The sequence below is a fragment of the Rhodanobacter glycinis genome, assembly GCF_900114325.1.
GTDB classification, from domain to species: Bacteria; Pseudomonadota; Gammaproteobacteria; order Xanthomonadales; family Rhodanobacteraceae; genus Rhodanobacter_A; species Rhodanobacter_A glycinis.
Genome location: NZ_FOSR01000001.1, coordinates 34,763 through 50,398 on the forward strand (window position 1 = coordinate 34,763; position 15,636 = coordinate 50,398).

Sequence of the window (15,636 nt, forward strand, 5' to 3'; positions counted from 1 at the left end):
GGCGCACGCGCGCTCAGTCGACGCCGACCAGCTCCACGTCGAACACCAGCGTGGCGCCGGGCGGGATGTCGTCGCCCGCACCGCGGCTGCCGTAGCCCAGTCGTGCCGGAATGACCAGCGTGCGCTTGCCACCGACATGCATGCCGCGAATGCCCTGGTCCCAGCCTTCGATCACCTGGCCCGCGCCCAGCGTGAAGCTGATCGGTGCGCCGTTGTCGTAGGAGCTGTCGAACTTCGCGCCGTGGTGATCCTTGGCGTTGGCGTCGTACAGCCAGCCGGTGTAATTGACGCGCACCTCGTCGCCGTCATTGGCGACCGGCCCGGTGCCGACCGTGCGATCGATCTTCACCAGTTGCGGGGCGTCAGTGGCCGCACCCGCCAGCGGTACGACAATGAGCGTGGCAAGCAGGGCGGTGGCGAGAAGGGCGAGCAGGCGGCGCATGGTGCGGTTTCCCCGGGACGAATGTCGCGCAGTCTAGCGCAGGCCTGCGCGGGAGGATCGGAGCCGCCGGTGGGAAATGCAGGTTCCCGGAGGTCGCGGCCTCCGGGAACGCTGCGAATCAGTGGTCGTGCTGATCCTTGTCGTGCTGCCTGGACTCGCCGCGCTCGGTGGGCCTGCCATGCGAACCCGGAGCGCCGTGACCGGCCGTCGGCGCAGGGCGCGCGTTGCCCTGCGGACGTCCTGCATCATGGCCGTTCCAGCCCGAATTGCCGCCAAGCTGCCCGGGATTGGGACGCGGCATCACGTGCGGGCGTTGCGGCATGGGTTGCGGGTGGCGATCCGGCAATGGACGCGAAGGGCGTACAGACGGTGTCGGGCGATAAGGCATGCCGTGGTGGTGTGGTGGCGCGGGCCGGTACATCGGGCGCGGCGGCGGGCGGTGCGGCATCGGTCGACCGTACCAACGCTGGCGCTCGCGGTAGAACGGTCGGTTGCGGTAGTAGTTGTCCCAGTAGGTCTGGATCACGAAGGTGACGATGGGAATGCCGATCTGCGCACCGTACTGCGGCACCAGCACGTCCTGATTCTGGTACTGGTACTGGATGAAGTTGCCGGCGACCCAGCCGCGTTCACCCTGGAAAACCACGTCGCACCATTCCCAGCCGCTGGTGCAGCCCTGGATATCCACCGGTGCGCCGGCGGGCAGGGTATCCAGACGGGGGTAACTGGTATCCGGACCGGCACGAAGGTTGACGTTGCCGGTGGTGTAGCCATCCGCGGCCAAGACGGTGAGCGGGAGAACCAGCAGCGGAAGCGTGGCGAGCCAGGCAAGTCGTCTCATCGGAACTTCTCCTGCGGCAAGGGCATGTTGCCCTGTGCGTGAGCCTGTACCCGCATGGCTGAACGTGGCCATGACGGTGGCGGGCGGGTGTGTCAACCCGGTGGCGCAAGCTGTGCCTGTACCTCGTTGATCGAATCGCGGATGCGCTTGCTGAACACCGAATCGTCGTGGTGGATCAGCACCAGCCGTTCGGTGGCGCGGGTCATCGCCACGTAGAGCAGGCGCGCCTCATCGGCTTCGCCTTGGCCGGGCTTGGGCAGCGAGCCGAGGCCGGGAATGATGACGAACGGAAATTCCAGCCCCTTGCTGGAATGCATGGTGACCAGCTTCACGCTGTCGCCCACCACAAACAGCGAGCTCTTGCCGTTGCCCTCGGCGAGCCGGCTGGGGATGTCCTCGCGGCGCAGGGCTTCCTGGAGCTTCTCGCCTTCCCACTGGTTGCGAAAGATCACCGCCATGTCGGAGTACGGACGGCCGTGCGCGTGTTCGTCGCGCAATTGGGCGATCAGCGCGTCGAGCTGGGCTGCCGCGGTGTCGGTGCGGATCAGTTCGGGCAGCGGGCCACGCCGGCCGGCGCTTTCCGGCGCGATCAGCGGGATGCCGTCGTCCTCATCGGGGCGCTCGGCAAGCAGCTCGCTGGCGAAGCCACGCGCCACGGCAAGAATCTCCAGCGTGTTGCGGTAGTTGAGCTTGAGGATGGTGGTGCGCCCCTGCGCCTGCACGCCCATGCTCTTCCAGCTGATTTTCTTGCGGCTGGCCTGGCCGTAGATGTTCTGCGCGTCGTCGTACAACACCAGCAGCGAGTTGGTGGACGGGTCGATCATCTGCACGATCAGCTTGTACCAGTCCGGCTCGAAATCGTGGCCTTCGTCGATCAGCACGGCGCCGTACTGGAAGCGCGGAATCTGGCCCTTGTCCACGCCGGCGATGACGGCCGGCGGCAACGCGTCGGTGAAGGCCTTGCCGTGGCCCGGTGGCAGCGGCTCGTGATAAGCCACCAGCATTTTCCGGCACCACTTGTGGAAGTTGTACACCTGCACCCGTTCGCTCAGGCCGCGTTCGCCGATCAATTGTTCCAGCCGCGCGGCCAGCGTCTTGTTGTAGCAGAGCACCAGGATCGGCTTGTGCAGCGCACGCGCCAGTTGCATGGCGCGGAAGCCGAGGATCATCGTCTTGCCCGAGCCGGCGACGCCGTGGATGATGCGGTGCTCGTCGCCCAGCGAACGCGCCAGTTGTTCCTGCTGGGCGTCCATCACCTTGACCAGGTCGGGAATCGCCAGCGTACGCGACGCGCTCTCGCCGGATGACGCGAACAGGCCGAACTGGCCGCTGCCCGGTTCCACGCGCAGCTCCGGGAACAGGTGCCAGCGCACGCGGTCGATCTGCGGCAGGGTCAGGGCCACCGGAAACACCTGCGGGAACATCGCCCACAGCTGTTCCTGGAATACCTCGGCGTCGGCCGTCTCGTAGAGCTCGTCGCGGCAGATCGCCAGATGGTCGGGAATCACCGCCGCCAGCCCGCCGTCGATGAACTGTTTGCGCGTGATGTTGGCCAGGATCACGCCGTAGGCCCACGGCATGATCAGCTTGCCGGCATGACGGTGCCCTTCGGGGTGGCGCAGGGCCGGGTCGCGTTCCAGTACCACGCCGATTTCCAGCGCGTAGGCGCGAGCCTGCAACAGCGGACTGGTTTCCTTGGCCAGCCCGCGGTCGGTGACCAGGGTGAACTGGGTACGGTCAGCCTGCTGGATCGTCTCGGCCTTCCAGTCCTTCACTTCCAGCACCAGCAGGCCGCGGCGCGGGTGGAACACCACGAAGTCCGGGCGACGCTGCTTCAGTCCGATCGGTACGTCGTACCACAGCAGGTAGTCGTCCTCGAGCTTCTGTTCCAGTCGCTCGGAAACACGCTTCTCGCCGCCGGTCATGCGCGGCAGGCAGCTGTTGCGGGTCGGAATGAGTGTTGCCACCGTGGATTGCTTCCCTGGATGCCCTTCCGGGACGTTAGCCGAACCGGTGGCGCTGTCAATCATGCGGCATCGTCTCGCGAGCGAATCCCACTCCCTGTGGGAGAGGGTGGCGGAAGCCGGGTGAGGGTGCGGGCGGAGCGGGGTGCTACGGCGAAGCCGTACCCTCACCCCAACCCCTCTCCCGACGGGAGAGGGGCGTAAGGCCTGGAGGGGCATCCCTGCATGCCGTCATGCCAAACGAGACTTTGCACGCGCCCGGCATCGTGCTATTTGTAGAAACATGATCCTCTCTTCCACCCGCTACTACTTTTGGTTTTATGGCTATCCGATGCCGGCGGCGGAGAGTGGAGCGCGATTGCAGTAAACCGAAAATCGCACAGACAACCACAGAAAGCCGCCAGTCACCCTGGCGGCTTTTTTGTTGGCCGCCGGAAACCACCCAAGGAGTCCACCGTGTCCAGCCACACCGACGATCTGCGCATCCGCGAGATCAGGGAATTGCCCACCCCCGCCCAAGTGATGCGCGAGCATGCCCCCGACGAGAACGCGCTTGCCACCGTGAGCGAGTCGCGCCAGGCGCTGCACCACATCCTGCACGGTCGCGACGATCGCCTGGCCGTGGTCATCGGGCCATGCTCGATCCACGATCCGCACGCCGCATTCGAGTACGCCACGCGCCTTGCCGTCGAGCGTGTTCGTCATGCCGGCGAACTGGAGATCGTGATGCGCGTGTACTTCGAAAAGCCGCGCACCACGGTGGGCTGGAAAGGGCTGATCAACGATCCGGAGCTGGATGGCAGTTGCCGCATCGACAAGGGTCTGCGGCTGGCGCGCAACCTGCTGTGCGACATCAATGCACTGGGACTGCCGGCCGGCTGCGAGTTCCTGGACATGATCACGCCGCAGTACATCGCCGACCTGGTGGCATGGGGTGCCATCGGCGCGCGCACCACCGAAAGCCAGGTGCATCGCGAGCTGGCCTCGGGGCTGTCCTGTCCGGTGGGCTTCAAGAATGGCACCGACGGCAACGTGAAGATCGCGGTGGATGCCGTGCAGGCAGCCTCGCAACCGCATCATTTCATGGCCGTGACCAAGGACGGGCACACGGCCATCGCGGCCACCAGCGGCAACGAGGATTGCCATGTGATCCTGCGTGGCGGCAAGACGCCGAACTACGACGCGGCCAGCGTGGATGCGGCCTGCGCCGCGATCGGCAAGAGCGGCCTGGAGCCGCATGTGATGATCGACGCCAGCCACGCCAACAGCAGCAAGAAGCCGGAGAACCAGCCGCGCGTGGTAGCGGATATCGCCGGACAGATCGAGGCGGGCGAGCGGCGCATCGTCGGGGTGATGGTGGAAAGCCATCTCAACGCCGGTCGCCAGGAACTGGTGCCGGGCCAGCCGCTGGCTTACGGCCAGAGCGTCACCGATGGCTGCCTTGGCTGGGACGAGTCCGTACGCGTGCTGGAACGGTTGGCGCAAGCCGTGCGCCGACGCCGCGCGCTGGCCGTGGATGGATTCGCACCGGTGCGACTGCAGGCGGCGGGTTGAGGCGAAAACGGATCGCTTCTGCTAACCGTCGAGGCGCGCATCGAGCGTGATGCGCGCGTTCAATACCTTGGAGACCGGACAGTGCTGCTTGGTCGCTTCGGCAATCTGCTCGAACATGGCAATGTCGATGCGCGGGATGCGGGCGCGGCAGGTCAGGCGGATGGCGGTAATGCTGAAACCGTTGGTTTCCTGCTCCAGTGTGACGTCGGCACGCGTCTCGATCCGTTCGGCCGTGATCCCGGCGCTTTCCAACCCGAGTGCCAGCGCCATCGAGTAGCAGCCGGCGTGGGCGGCGCCCAGCAGCTCTTCCGGATTGGTACCCGGGCCGCTCTCGAAGCGGGAACGAAAACCGTAGGGCGCGTCGCGCAGCACCCCGGTCTGGGTGGAAATGTTGCCCTTGCCGCCCTTCAGATTGCCTTGCCAGACGGCGGTGGCGGATCGCGTGATCATCGATAAGCCCCATGTTCAAGGGAGGCCAGCATGGACCGGTTTGCGTGCAAGTCGCGCGAACGTCGCGAGATGCCGGTTTCACGCCCGTTTTCCGCCGGCTGGGCGTATGCTGCGCGGCTATGTGCCACTCAGGAAAAACAGCATGACGCCCGACGTCCGCCATGACGCTTCCGCGCATCGTTTCGAGATCCTCGTCGACGGCTCGCTGTGCGAGCTGGACTACACGCTGGAACACGGGGTCATGACCATTACCCATACCGGCGTGCCCGAGGCGGTCGGCGGGCGCGGGCTGGCCGGGGCGCTGGTACGTGCAGCGATGGAAACGGCGCGGGCGCAGGGCTGGAAGGTGGTGCCGGCGTGCAGCTACGCCTCCGTCTGGGTGCAGCGCCATCCGGAGTACGACGACCTGCTCGCCTGAAGCCACCCGTTGCCCGTTGCCGTATCCGAATGCAGGAAAGCCCGTGACCGAACCACCCGAGTCGACGCCCGTGGAGGACGCTGCCACCCATCGCCGCTGGCACCCGCTGCGCTACATCCGTGTGCGACCAAGGTTGATGACATCCACCGTGATTTTCGTGGTGGTCGGTACGTTGTTGGCCTTGGGCGGAACCCGAACGTCCCTGGCAATGCTGCTGGCTTTCGATGTCGGTGCGTTGCTCTATCTGATCGCGCTGGCGCGCATGTTCACGCGCTCCAACCATGGCCACCTGGCACGCCAGGCCCGATTGCAGGACACGGGGCGCCACGCCACGCTGGCGGTCGCCGTGCTGGTGTCGATGGTGGTGCTGGTGGCGCTGGCGACCGAATTGCATGCGGCCAAGGCGGGCGGCGTGGCGGCGATTGGCGTGGCGGCGGGCAGCGTGATCCTGTCATGGCTGTTCATGAACACCACGTTCGCGCTGCATTACGCGCACAGCTTCTACGGCGAGGACGACAGCCGGGCCGGCGGTCTGGAATTTCCTTCCACGCCCAAGCCCGACTATTGGGATTTCGTGTATTTCTCGTTCGTCATCGGCATGTGCTTCCAGACCTCGGACGTGACCGTCAGTGGTCGGCACATGCGTCGCCTCACGCTCATGCACAGCGTGGTGGCGTTTTTCTTCAACGTGTTCATCCTGGCGATCAGCGTCAGCGTGGTGGGCGGCCTGGGCTGAGCCTGCGCCGGTTCAGTCGCGAAAGTTGTCGAACTGCAGCGGCAGTTCCACCTCGGACTTGCGCAACAGGGCCATGGCCAGTTGCAGGTCGTCGCGCTTCTTGCCGGTGACGCGCAGCTTGTCGCCGTTGATCTGCGCTTCGACCTTGAGCTTGGCGGCCTTCAGTTCGGCTACCAGTTTCTTCGCGACCGGCTGCTCGATGCCCTGTTTCACGGTGATCTTCTGGCGTGCGCCGGCCAGGTTGGTTTCCGGGTCGGCCACGTCCAGCGCGCGAACGTCGATCTTCCGCGAGATCAGCCGGGCGCGCAGGATGTCCAGCATCTGCTGCAGCTGGAATTCGCTGGGTGCGCTCTGGGTGATCTCGAACTTGTCCAGCTCGAACTTCGCGTCGCTGCCCTTGAAATCGAAGCGGCTGGCCAGCTCGCGGTTGGCCTGGTCCACGGCATTGGTGAGTTCGTGCTTGTCGACTTCGGAGATCACGTCGAAGGAAGGCATGGCATTGGTTCCCGGGAAAACAGGCTGACAGTGTAAGCGATGCCGCTGAGCGATAATGCTGCGTATCCCTCACCGTCATTCCGGCGAGGCGCAATCCAGGCCCAACGGATGATCGACAGTGCAAATGGTGAACCCTTGAAAGTGGATGTATTGATCGTCGGCGCGGGCGCCGCGGGCCTGATGTGCGCCATCGCCGCTGGCCAGCGTGGACGCAGCGTGCTGGTGGTCGATCACGCCAACAAGGCGGGCAAGAAAATCCTGATGTCCGGCGGCGGGCGCTGCAACTTCACCAACATGGGCGTGACGCCGGCCAATTACCTGTCGGCCAACCCGCATTTCGCCAAATCGGCACTGGCGCGCTACACGCCCTGGGATTTCATCGCGCTGGTGGAAAAACATGGCATCGCCTACCACGAGAAGGAACTGGGCCAGCTGTTCTGCGACGACTCCTCCAAGCAGATCGTGCGCATGTTGCTGGACGAATGCAGCGCTGCGGGCGTGCGCGTGGAGACCGGTTGCGCGGTCGAGCGCGTGCGCCGCCATGACGAGGGTTTCAGCGTGCGCACGGCGCGTGGCGAAGTGCATGCCGAGTCACTGGTGGTCGCCTGCGGCGGACTGTCGATACCCAGCATGGGCGCCAGCGGCTTCGGCTACGAACTGGCACGCCAGTTCGGCCACGAGGTGTTGCCGGTCCGCGCCGGCCTGGTGCCGCTGACCTTGAGCGGCAAGCATCAGGAGCGTTATGAGGATCTGGCCGGCGTGGCACTTCCCATGGTCGAAAGCCGGGTCGGCAAAAGCCGCTTCCGTGCTGGCATGCTGTTCACCCACCGCGGCATCAGCGGCCCGGCGATCCTGCAGATTTCCTCGTACTGGCAGCCCGGCGACGACTTGCGCGTCGACCTGCTGCCCGATCTTGATGCCGGCGGTTGGCTCAACGAGCAGCGCGTTGCCCGGCCCGCCGCCGAACTGAAGAACGTGCTGGCCGACGTGCTGCCGAAACGCCTGGCCCAACGCCTGTGCGAGCGCGGGTTCCTCGCTCCTCAAAGCAGTGGCCATCCATGGCCACTCCCCGCGTTCGAAAGCCGTCCGATGCGTCAGTACCGCGAAGCCGATCTGCATGAGATCGGCCGACAACTGCACGACTGGCCCATCGTCGCCAGCGGCACCGAAGGCTACCGCACCGCCGAGGTCACCCTGGGCGGCGTGGATACCGATGGCCTTTCGTCGAGCACCATGCAGTCGAAACTCGTGCCCGGGCTGTACTTCATCGGCGAGGTGGTCGACGTCACCGGCTGGCTGGGCGGCTACAATTTCCAGTGGGCATGGGCGTCGGGGCAGGCGGCCGGGCAGGTGGCGTAAACGTCTGTCTGGCCTTCCTGCGGCCATGCGACCATTTCCACCTGTAGGAGCGCACCCTGTGCGCGAAGGGCTTTCGCGATACTTCCACCAGGAGCCTTTCGCGCACAGGGTGCGCTCCTACAGGTGGCGAGCAGGGTTGTGAATATCTTGCGGAGGTTTTCGGGTCTGGCGGCAGCCTCAACGGCGCGCCTGACGCCGCTGCGTGAGCCAGCGATCGAGCTGGTTGGCGAAGGCCTGCTTGTCGCGGGCATGGAAAGGCGCGTGACCGCGGGTGTCGACGCCGCTGCCGCGCAGTTCGTCCATGAAATTGCGCATGGTGAGGCGTTGCGCGATGGTCTCGGGCGTATGCAATTCGCCGCGCGGATCGATCGCCAGCGCGCCTTTCCCGATCACCAGCGCGGCGAGCGGAATGTCCTGGGTCACCACCAGGTCGTCTGCGGCGACGCGCAGCACGATTTCGTTGTCGGCCACGTCGAATCCGCCCGGTACCTGCATGGCGCGGATGAAGCGTGAGGGCGGCGTGCGCAGATACTGGTTGGCGACCAGGGTTACCGGGATCTGCTCGCGCTCGGCGGCGCGGAACAGGATGTCCTTGATCGCCACCGGGCAGGCGTCGGCATCCACCCAGATCTGCGCGTTCGCGTTCACCGGCCGTCCCAGTGCAGGTGGCCGTCGACGATGACGTGGGTGCGGCCGCCGATCCATACCGCGCCGTCCACCATGTGTGCGATCAGGCACGCGTCGTGCCCGATCTCGCGGCCCTGGCTGACGGTGTAACCGCCGGCCAGCGGGCCGTGCGGTTCGGCCTGGGCGATGTACGCGGCAATCAGGCCGTTGGCCGCGCCGGAGGCCGGGTCTTCGACGATGCCCACGCCGGCCGGGAAGGCGCGTACCACCAACTGGTAGTCGGGCTGATTGCCATCCACACGGGACGTCCCCTGGACGCGCGCGAAGGCGCACAAGCCCATGCTGTCGCTGGCCTTGGCCAGGGCGCCGATGGCGCTGTGGTCGGGTTGCCACGCACGCAGTGCCGATTCGCTCTCCACTTCGGCCAGCCACCAGCGTCGGCCGCCATCGACCAGTGCCGGCGGCAGGATGCCGCTGCCGATGCCGCCCAACGCGGCACCCAGCAGCGGGTGCGCATCGTGACCGGTTTCCAGCACGCGTTCGCCGGGCGATTGCAGCAGTAGCCGGCAGTCGGCGCCGTTGCCTTCCACGCGGATCGGCAACACGCCGGCGCCGCATTCCTGCCACAGCAGGCCATCGACCGGTGCGGCCAGCCCGCATTCCAGCGCGGCATGCGCGCTGCCGATGCTGGGATGGCCGGCGAACGGGATTTCCTTGTGCGGCGTGAAGATGCGCACGCGGTAGCTGGCTTTCGGGTCGTCAGGCGGCAGCAGGAAGGTGGTTTCCACCAGGTTGTTCCAGCGCGCGAAGCGCTGCATCCGCGCGTCGTTCCAGCCACGCGCGTCGGTGACCACGCCAAGGTGGTTGCCGCCGCCGTGGCTGGCGGCGAAGACGTCCAGGTGCAGGTAACGAATCGGGGTCATGGCGATGGCTGGCGACAGTGGCCGCAGGGGGAGCGCGCATTCTAGCGGTCGACAAGCGCAGGCGTGAACGCGAAGATGGGCGGATTCATGTCCATGTTCGGAATTGTCCTATGTCGCTCGTGCTGATCCTGATTCTCGCGGTCACGTGCATCGTTTCGTTCATCGCCTTCAAGAACCGCCAGGTGATGGATGACCTGATCCTGTGGCCGCCGGCGGTCGCCCGCAAGCGCGAGTATTACCGCCTGCTGACCTACGGCCTGGTGCATGCCGATGGCACCCATCTGTTTTTCAACATGCTCACGCTGTTCTTCTTCGGGCGGGCCATGGCACCGGTCTACAACGCGTCGATGGGCATATTCGGTTTCGGGTTGTTCTACCTGGGCGGCTTGCTGGTATCGATCCTGCCGACCTATCTGAAGAACCGCAACAACTCGAATTACTACAGCCTCGGCGCTTCGGGCGCCGTCTCGGCCGTGCTGTTCGGCTACATATTGTTTGCGCCGTGGTCGCAGATCCTGGTGCTGGTGATTCCGATGCCGGCGATCATCTATGCGGTGTTGTACACGGCCTACTCGATCTACATGGATCGACGCGGACAGGATCACGTCAACCACAGTGCGCATCTCTGGGGTGCAGCCTATGGCGTGGTATTCACCATCGTGATGAATCCGCGGGTGTTGCCGCATTTTCTGGCGGCATTGTCACAACCCCACTTTTGACACGGGACGTACGCTCACGTTCGAGTCATCATGGCAATGCCCATACTGGGCTGCCCATCACCGCAGGAGTAGGTACGCATGGCAACGACACGCAAGTCGGCCGCGAAGAAATCCTCGGCCAGCAAGACCAGCGCAGGCAAGCACGCAACGACACGACCGGCCGCGAAAAAGGCCGTAAAGAAGGCTTCGGCAAAGAAGGTTGCACCGAAGAAGAAAGTCACCGCGACACGCAAGACGGCAGCCAGCAAGTCCTCTCCGCGAAAGGCGGCAAAGAAGGCTGCCGCAACGCGCAAGACTCCGGCACGCAAGGTGGCGGCGAAAAAGACCGCGACAAGGAAAGCCGCGGTGAAGAAGACGACAGCCAGGAAGGCTGTTGCAAAGAAAACTGTCGCGAAGAAGACAGTCGCAAAGAAGGCCGCAGTGCGGAAGTCGGCGTCGGCAAAATCGCCGGTCGGGAAGCGCAGTACGAAGAAAGTGGCCGCGAAGAAGGCCCCAGCAAGAAAGACCCCGGTGAAAAAGCCCGTGGCGAAGAAGTCCGTGGCCAAAAAGGCCGCTGTCAGGAAAACCGCCAGCAAGAAGGCCGTGGCTCCGAAGACGGCAGGCAAGGCCGTACGCAAGGTCGTCGCGAAGAAGGCGGCTTCCACGCGCAAGGCACCGCCTGCGGCGCCGACACACATCACCCAGGAAGAGGCGGTGGCGCAGATCCAGGCCTTGCTGGAAGCCAAGCGCGAACGCGTGCAGAACGGGCCGAACTGGCCGGGCGCGGAAGCGCAGGCACACCATCCCGAATCCGACGTGCACGACGAACTGCCTTCGCATGCGAATGCATCTGGCGATGCGCCGCATGGCATCGGCCTGGCACATGCGCGCGGCGAAGGCATGAAGCGCGGCAAAAGCTGAACCGGAATCCGCGGCGACGGAACGTGTCGCGGCAAGTGTTGTCATACAGGTGTCGTGCAGAAGTGCGACATCCGGTGCCGTTCGCTCAGTATCGGTTCAATCGTGCGGTGCCAGCGTGGTGTCGTGCCTTCCTGGAGGGAGCGCCATGAAACGTCTGCCCATGAAACGTCTGATTGCCGGCTTGTCCATTCTTTGCGCCACGGCACTGCTGTCCGGCTGCTACGTGTCGCCCGATTACAGCTATGTGCGCGGCAACGGTTATACGGGTGGTGCCTATTACGGCAGCGGCCCGTCCGTGACCTATGACAACAGCTATTACGCCTCGCCGTATTACGGCGGCTACGGTTGTTGCTGGGCGCCAGGCATCACCGTCGGTGGCGTCTGGTACAGCGGACACCGTTACTACCGGGGCGGCCATCGTTACTATCGCGGCGGTTATCGTGGGCGTTCCGACTACGGGCATGGTTACCACGGAGGGCACGGTCGTCCGGCGCCCTCGCATGGTCATGGTGGCGGACACTGGAATGGCGGACACGGCGGCCATCACCACGACGGCCATTGAGTGCCCGGCAAGCGGTTCGGGCGTGGTTGTGCGGCGCGGAGAGTCGTCCTGAGGTGTTCCGCTGCGTCACAATGACAACATGACCCGCCGCGGCAAATCCCCGTATCCATCATTTTCGATCAGGCTCATCGCATTCAGCGCGGTGAGCCTGTTGCTGTCGGCCTGCACCAACCTTGGCTACTACGTCCACGTCACGCATGGTGAAGGCGAGTTGCTGCTGCATCGCCGGGCGATCGACAAGGTGTTGCACGACCCGGCCACGCCACCGGCGCTGGCGGCCCGGCTGGAATTGTCGCAGCGCGCCCGGCGCTTCGCCTCGCAGGCGCTCGGGCTGCCCGACAACCGCAGTTACACCTATTACGTGGATCTGCACCGCCCGTTCGTGGTGTGGAACGTGTTCGCCACGCCGCGCTTTTCCGTGCAGGCGGTGCCACACTGCTTTCCGTTTGCCGGTTGCGTGGCCTACCGGGGCTGGTTCAGCGAGGCGCGCGCGGATGCCGATGCCGCACGGCAGCGGGCCAGGGGCGATGATGTCTACGTGGGTGGCGTGCCGGCGTATTCCACGCTGGGCTGGTTCGCCGATCCGATCCTGTCCAGCATGCTGCGCTGGGACAACGACGAACTGGCCAGCACCATTTTCCATGAGCTGGCGCACCAGTTGATCTACGCCAAGGGCGATACCGCCTTCAATGAATCCTTCGCTACCTTCGTGCAGCGCGAGGGACTGCGCGAATGGCGCGCGTCGCGTGGCTTGCCGCCGACGGATGGCAAGGCGCAGGCGATGGATGAAGGCTTCACCCGGCTGGTGCTGGATCTGCGCGACAGGCTCAAAAAACTCTACGCCAGCGGCGAGGATGTCGAGGCCATGGAAGCGGGCAAGCAGCGCGAGATCGCCGCGTTCCGCCAGCGCTACGCCGCATGGCGCGAGGCGCACTGGCCCGGCGATCATCGCTACGACGCCTGGGTAGCCAAGCCGATCAACAATGCGCGGCTGCTGCCGTTCGGCCTGTACGACCAATGGACGCCGGCTTTCGCCGAGCTGTTTCGCCAAAGCGACCGGAAATGGCCCGCGTTCTATGGTCGTGTGCGCGCGTTGGCGCATGAGTCGAAAGCGCAGCGTGACGAAACGTTGCAGGCGATGGTGGCGGCTGTCCCGACCGGCTGATCTCAGTGCGCAGCCTTGTGCTTCGCCATGTAGCGCAGGTAGTCCAGCACCGCATCCAGGTCGGCATCCGACAGCGACGCCTGCGTGGGAAAGCCGTGCATCTTCGCTCCGGGCCAGCGGTGCAGCGATTGCGGGTTGCGGATGAAGGCGCGCAACAGGTCGGCACGCAGATATTCGGTGGGGTTGTAGGGCAGGTTGAGATCCGGCCCCAGCGTGGCATCGCCTTCACCGTTGAGTGTGTGACAGGCGAAGCAGGTGCGCTTGAACACCGCGAAGCCGCGTCGTACCGGGCTGTCCTTGGGCACCGAGGCGCCGGGCACGATGGCCGGAAAGCGTGCATCCACGCCGTTCATGCGCCGGATCGAGGCGAGTTGGTAAGGCCATTGTTCCGAGCCGATATGGGCGGCCTGGGGGTGAGTCCAGACCACGTAGAACGGGCCGGCGCTGCGGGTGTTGCCGGGCAGGGCAGGCCATGGCGCCGTGGTGGCCTCCACGGCGAGCCAGGCTTGCGAACCCTTCCGATTCAGGATCGCGGAGGCGGGAATCTCCGCGCTGAAACCGTCGGATGCCGCGAACCGGAGGTGATCGTCCGGGGCCAGTCCGGGCAGCAGCGCGCGCAAGGGCACGGCGCGGTAATGCATGGTGCGCTGGTAGGCCACGTCACCCGGAATCGTCACACTGCGGGCATCGGCACGGTGGAGCAACTGATCCGTGGTGAGTATCGTCACGCCATGGCCCAGGTCAATCTTCAACTGGGCCGCCTGGGCTGGCAGGGCAAGGCATAGCGCGAGTGCGCACATCCAGCGCATCAACATGGCGTTCTCCGGCGACAAACCCCGGCATTGTAGCGGTCGGGCCGGCAGGTGCCGGGGAGTCCGGTGCCTGTCTGGTGGATAAACGCAGCCCTTGAACTTTCCTCCCGGCGACCACACTAATTCATCGTATCGCCGTGACGGCGACAAGAAGCGGGGCAGAACATCGCGCCGCTGAGGGGCCGGCACCATCCTCCCCAAGGACGCCGACCTGACAGACCCCGCGTGCCCCTCCCCTGGTGCGCGGGGTTTTTTTATGCCCGGGTGCCGGTTCGTCGAATGGATCATGCGGCCGGTGACGGGGATAATCGGGATTCCCGTTCCCCGGGCCCGGCTCATGGGCTGGCGAATCCCCGCATCACATGGACGATCCATGATCATCGAATCGTTGCTGGACACCGACCTGTACAAGTTCTCGATGATGCAGGTGGTGCTGCATCATTACCCTGCTGCCCACGTTGAATACCGTTTCAAGTGCCGCAACCCGGGCATCGAGCTGGTGCCGTACATCGACGAGATCCGCGCCGAACTGGCCGCGCTGTGCAGCCTGCGCTTCACCACCGACGAGCTGGACTACCTGCGCGAGATGCGCTTCATCAAGAGCGATTTCGTCGATTTTCTGGGCTTGTTCCAGCTCAATGCCAAGTACGTGACCATCGAGCCGGCCGAGGCCGGCAACGGCGAGATCGAGATCCGCATCGTCGGGCCGTGGCTGCACACGATCCTGTTCGAGGTGCCGTTGCTGGCGATCGTCAACGAGGTGTACTTCCGCAACACGCAGCCGGGGCTGGATCTGGCCGAGGGGCGGCGCCGCTTGCAGGCCAAGATCGCCCTGCTGCACGAGACGCCGGATTACGAGCACTGCCGCATTGCCGATTACGGTACCCGCCGGCGTTTCTCGCGGGTGTGGCATGAAGAGGTGCTCACCACCCTGCGCGACGGTCTCGACAAGCAACTGGCCGGCACCAGCAATGTGTGGTTTGCACGGCGGCTCGGCCTGGTTCCGCTGGGCACGCTGGCGCACGAATACCTGCAGGCGCATCAGGCGCTGGGGCCGCGGCTGCGCGATTCACAGGTATCCGCGCTGGAAACCTGGGCCATGGAATATCGGGGTGATCTCGGTATTGCCCTGTCGGATGTCTACGGGCTGGAAGCGTTCCTGCGCGACTTCGACATGTACTTCTGCAAGCTCTTCGACGGCGCCCGCCACGATTCGGGCGATCCGTTTGACTGGGGCGAGCGGATGATCGCGCACTACCGCGCCAACCGCGTCGACCCGCGTACCAAGGTGCTGGTCTTCAGCGACGGCCTGGACATCCCCAAGGTGATGCAGTTGTACGAGCATTTCCGCGGCCGCTGCCTGCTGGCGTTTGGCGTGGGCACCAACCTCAGCAACGACGTGGGCCCGGAGCCGCTCAACATCGTGATCAAGATGATCCGCTGCAACGGCCAGCCAGTGGCCAAGCTCAGCGACTCGCCCGGCAAGAACATGTGCGAGGACAAGGCTTACGTGGCCTACCTTCGGCAGGTGTTCGAGATTCCGGCCGAACAGGGCTGAGGCGAGCTGCCGGGGCGCCCCGAAAACCTCACCGAAGCCGTGTAGGAGCGCACCTTGTGCGCGAATGCTTTGGCGCTTGATCGGAGTCAAAGGCATTCGCGCACAGGGTGC

The 15,636-nt window shown here is 65.1% G+C and carries 17 protein-coding genes; 9 read left to right on the plus strand and 8 right to left on the minus strand.

From position 1 onward, the window contains the following. Positions 1-13 precede the first annotated feature (13 nt). The 3 genes from BMY90_RS00195 to BMY90_RS00205 all read right to left on the minus strand — a co-directional run bounded on the left by BMY90_RS00195 (position 14) and on the right by BMY90_RS00205 (position 3,250). Positions 14-442, minus strand: a complete 429-nt coding sequence (locus tag BMY90_RS00195; protein ID WP_092700276.1) for an FKBP-type peptidyl-prolyl cis-trans isomerase — start codon at positions 440-442, stop codon at positions 14-16. 118 nt (positions 443-560) lie between these two features. Further along, positions 561-1,283 (minus strand): SH3 domain-containing protein, encoded by a 723-nt coding sequence (locus BMY90_RS00200; RefSeq protein ID WP_175481459.1) that lies wholly within the window; start codon positions 1,281-1,283, stop codon positions 561-563. Positions 1,284-1,375: 92 nt separating this feature from the next. Further along, positions 1,376-3,250 (minus strand): 3'-5' exonuclease, encoded by a 1,875-nt coding sequence (locus BMY90_RS00205; protein WP_092701016.1) that lies wholly within the window; start codon positions 3,248-3,250, stop codon positions 1,376-1,378. Positions 3,251-3,703: 453 nt separating this feature from the next. Here BMY90_RS00205 and BMY90_RS00210 point away from each other — a divergent pair, with 453 nt between their 5' ends. Further along, entirely contained in the window at positions 3,704-4,801 is a 1,098-nt protein-coding gene (locus BMY90_RS00210; protein ID WP_092700282.1) for a 3-deoxy-7-phosphoheptulonate synthase, read from the plus strand. Between the two features lie 21 nt (positions 4,802-4,822). On the opposite strand, the gene BMY90_RS00215 is transcribed toward BMY90_RS00210, so the two are convergent. After that, positions 4,823-5,251 carry an OsmC family protein gene (locus BMY90_RS00215; RefSeq protein WP_008209648.1) on the minus strand — a complete coding sequence of 143 codons (429 nt, stop codon included), beginning with the start codon at positions 5,249-5,251 and terminating at the stop codon, positions 4,823-4,825. Between the two features lie 142 nt (positions 5,252-5,393). On the opposite strand from BMY90_RS00215, the gene BMY90_RS00220 reads away from it, so the two are divergent. Together BMY90_RS00220 and BMY90_RS00225 are read left to right on the plus strand one after the other, a co-directional pair. Then, a complete protein-coding gene (locus BMY90_RS00220) occupies positions 5,394-5,669 on the plus strand; it encodes a GNAT family N-acetyltransferase (RefSeq protein ID WP_008209646.1) in 276 nt (91 codons plus the stop codon). Positions 5,670-5,712: 43 nt separating this feature from the next. Next, positions 5,713-6,405: a DUF1345 domain-containing protein gene (locus tag BMY90_RS00225; RefSeq protein WP_092700285.1), complete on the plus strand. Its 693-nt coding sequence runs from the start codon at positions 5,713-5,715 to the stop codon at positions 6,403-6,405. Positions 6,406-6,417: 12 nt separating this feature from the next. On the opposite strand, the gene BMY90_RS00230 is transcribed toward BMY90_RS00225, so the two are convergent. Further along, positions 6,418-6,900, minus strand: a complete 483-nt coding sequence (locus tag BMY90_RS00230; RefSeq protein ID WP_008209641.1) for a YajQ family cyclic di-GMP-binding protein — start codon at positions 6,898-6,900, stop codon at positions 6,418-6,420. 108 nt (positions 6,901-7,008) lie between these two features. Here BMY90_RS00230 and BMY90_RS00235 point away from each other — a divergent pair, with 108 nt between their 5' ends. Beyond that, complete coding sequence (locus BMY90_RS00235; RefSeq protein WP_008209639.1) at positions 7,009-8,259, plus strand: BaiN/RdsA family NAD(P)/FAD-dependent oxidoreductase; 1,251 nt, start codon at positions 7,009-7,011, stop codon at positions 8,257-8,259. A gap of 177 nt (positions 8,260-8,436) precedes the next feature. On the opposite strand, the gene BMY90_RS00240 is transcribed toward BMY90_RS00235, so the two are convergent. Then, the gene (locus tag BMY90_RS00240; protein WP_092700288.1) at positions 8,437-8,907 is read right to left on the minus strand and encodes a YaiI/YqxD family protein; all 471 of its coding nucleotides are present in this window, start codon (positions 8,905-8,907) and stop codon (positions 8,437-8,439) included. Then, the gene (locus BMY90_RS00245; protein WP_092700291.1) at positions 8,904-9,809 is read right to left on the minus strand and encodes a PhzF family phenazine biosynthesis protein; all 906 of its coding nucleotides are present in this window, start codon (positions 9,807-9,809) and stop codon (positions 8,904-8,906) included. Before BMY90_RS00245 ends, BMY90_RS00240 begins: the two co-directional genes overlap by 4 nt. A 110-nt stretch (positions 9,810-9,919) precedes the next feature. On the opposite strand from BMY90_RS00245, the gene BMY90_RS00250 reads away from it, so the two are divergent. The 4 genes from BMY90_RS00250 to BMY90_RS00265 all read left to right on the plus strand — a co-directional run bounded on the left by BMY90_RS00250 (position 9,920) and on the right by BMY90_RS00265 (position 13,155). Then, positions 9,920-10,528 (plus strand): rhomboid family intramembrane serine protease, encoded by a 609-nt coding sequence (locus tag BMY90_RS00250; protein WP_008209634.1) that lies wholly within the window; start codon positions 9,920-9,922, stop codon positions 10,526-10,528. A gap of 78 nt (positions 10,529-10,606) precedes the next feature. Then, the gene (locus BMY90_RS00255) at positions 10,607-11,428 is read left to right on the plus strand and encodes a histone H1-like repetitive region-containing protein (RefSeq protein ID WP_092700294.1); all 822 of its coding nucleotides are present in this window, start codon (positions 10,607-10,609) and stop codon (positions 11,426-11,428) included. Positions 11,429-11,573: 145 nt separating this feature from the next. Beyond that, positions 11,574-11,990 (plus strand): hypothetical protein, encoded by a 417-nt coding sequence (locus tag BMY90_RS00260; RefSeq protein WP_139201656.1) that lies wholly within the window; start codon positions 11,574-11,576, stop codon positions 11,988-11,990. A gap of 142 nt (positions 11,991-12,132) precedes the next feature. Next, positions 12,133-13,155, plus strand: a complete 1,023-nt coding sequence (locus BMY90_RS00265; protein WP_245734765.1) for an aminopeptidase — start codon at positions 12,133-12,135, stop codon at positions 13,153-13,155. Between the two features lie 2 nt (positions 13,156-13,157). Here BMY90_RS00265 and BMY90_RS00270 read toward each other — a convergent pair whose 3' ends face one another. Further along, complete coding sequence (locus BMY90_RS00270; RefSeq protein WP_092700302.1) at positions 13,158-13,970, minus strand: c-type cytochrome; 813 nt, start codon at positions 13,968-13,970, stop codon at positions 13,158-13,160. A 370-nt stretch (positions 13,971-14,340) separates the two neighbouring features. Between BMY90_RS00270 and pncB the strand changes: the two genes are divergently transcribed. After that, positions 14,341-15,525: a nicotinate phosphoribosyltransferase gene (gene pncB / locus BMY90_RS00275; RefSeq protein WP_092700305.1), complete on the plus strand. Its 1,185-nt coding sequence runs from the start codon at positions 14,341-14,343 to the stop codon at positions 15,523-15,525. Positions 15,526-15,636: the final 111 nt, after the last annotated feature.

Bases quoted from the DNA above. Each gene is read 5' to 3' on its own strand.
- BMY90_RS00250 (WP_008209634.1), top strand. From the start codon at position 9,920: ATGTCGCTCGTGCTGATCCTGATTCTCGCGGTCACGTGCATCGTTTCG.
- BMY90_RS00220 (WP_008209646.1), top strand. From the start codon at position 5,394: ATGACGCCCGACGTCCGCCATGACGCTTCCGCGCATCGTTTCGAGATC.
- pncB (WP_092700305.1), top strand. From the start codon at position 14,341: ATGATCATCGAATCGTTGCTGGACACCGACCTGTACAAGTTCTCGATG.
- BMY90_RS00270 (WP_092700302.1), bottom strand. From the start codon at position 13,970: ATGTTGATGCGCTGGATGTGCGCACTCGCGCTATGCCTTGCCCTGCCA.
- BMY90_RS00255 (WP_092700294.1), top strand. From the start codon at position 10,607: ATGGCAACGACACGCAAGTCGGCCGCGAAGAAATCCTCGGCCAGCAAG.
- BMY90_RS00230 (WP_008209641.1), bottom strand. From the start codon at position 6,900: ATGCCTTCCTTCGACGTGATCTCCGAAGTCGACAAGCACGAACTCACC.
- BMY90_RS00215 (WP_008209648.1), bottom strand. From the start codon at position 5,251: ATGATCACGCGATCCGCCACCGCCGTCTGGCAAGGCAATCTGAAGGGC.
- BMY90_RS00200 (WP_175481459.1), bottom strand. From the start codon at position 1,283: ATGAGACGACTTGCCTGGCTCGCCACGCTTCCGCTGCTGGTTCTCCCG.
- BMY90_RS00195 (WP_092700276.1), bottom strand. From the start codon at position 442: ATGCGCCGCCTGCTCGCCCTTCTCGCCACCGCCCTGCTTGCCACGCTC.
- BMY90_RS00260 (WP_139201656.1), top strand. From the start codon at position 11,574: ATGAAACGTCTGCCCATGAAACGTCTGATTGCCGGCTTGTCCATTCTT.
- BMY90_RS00245 (WP_092700291.1), bottom strand. From the start codon at position 9,809: ATGACCCCGATTCGTTACCTGCACCTGGACGTCTTCGCCGCCAGCCAC.
- BMY90_RS00235 (WP_008209639.1), top strand. From the start codon at position 7,009: ATGATCGACAGTGCAAATGGTGAACCCTTGAAAGTGGATGTATTGATC.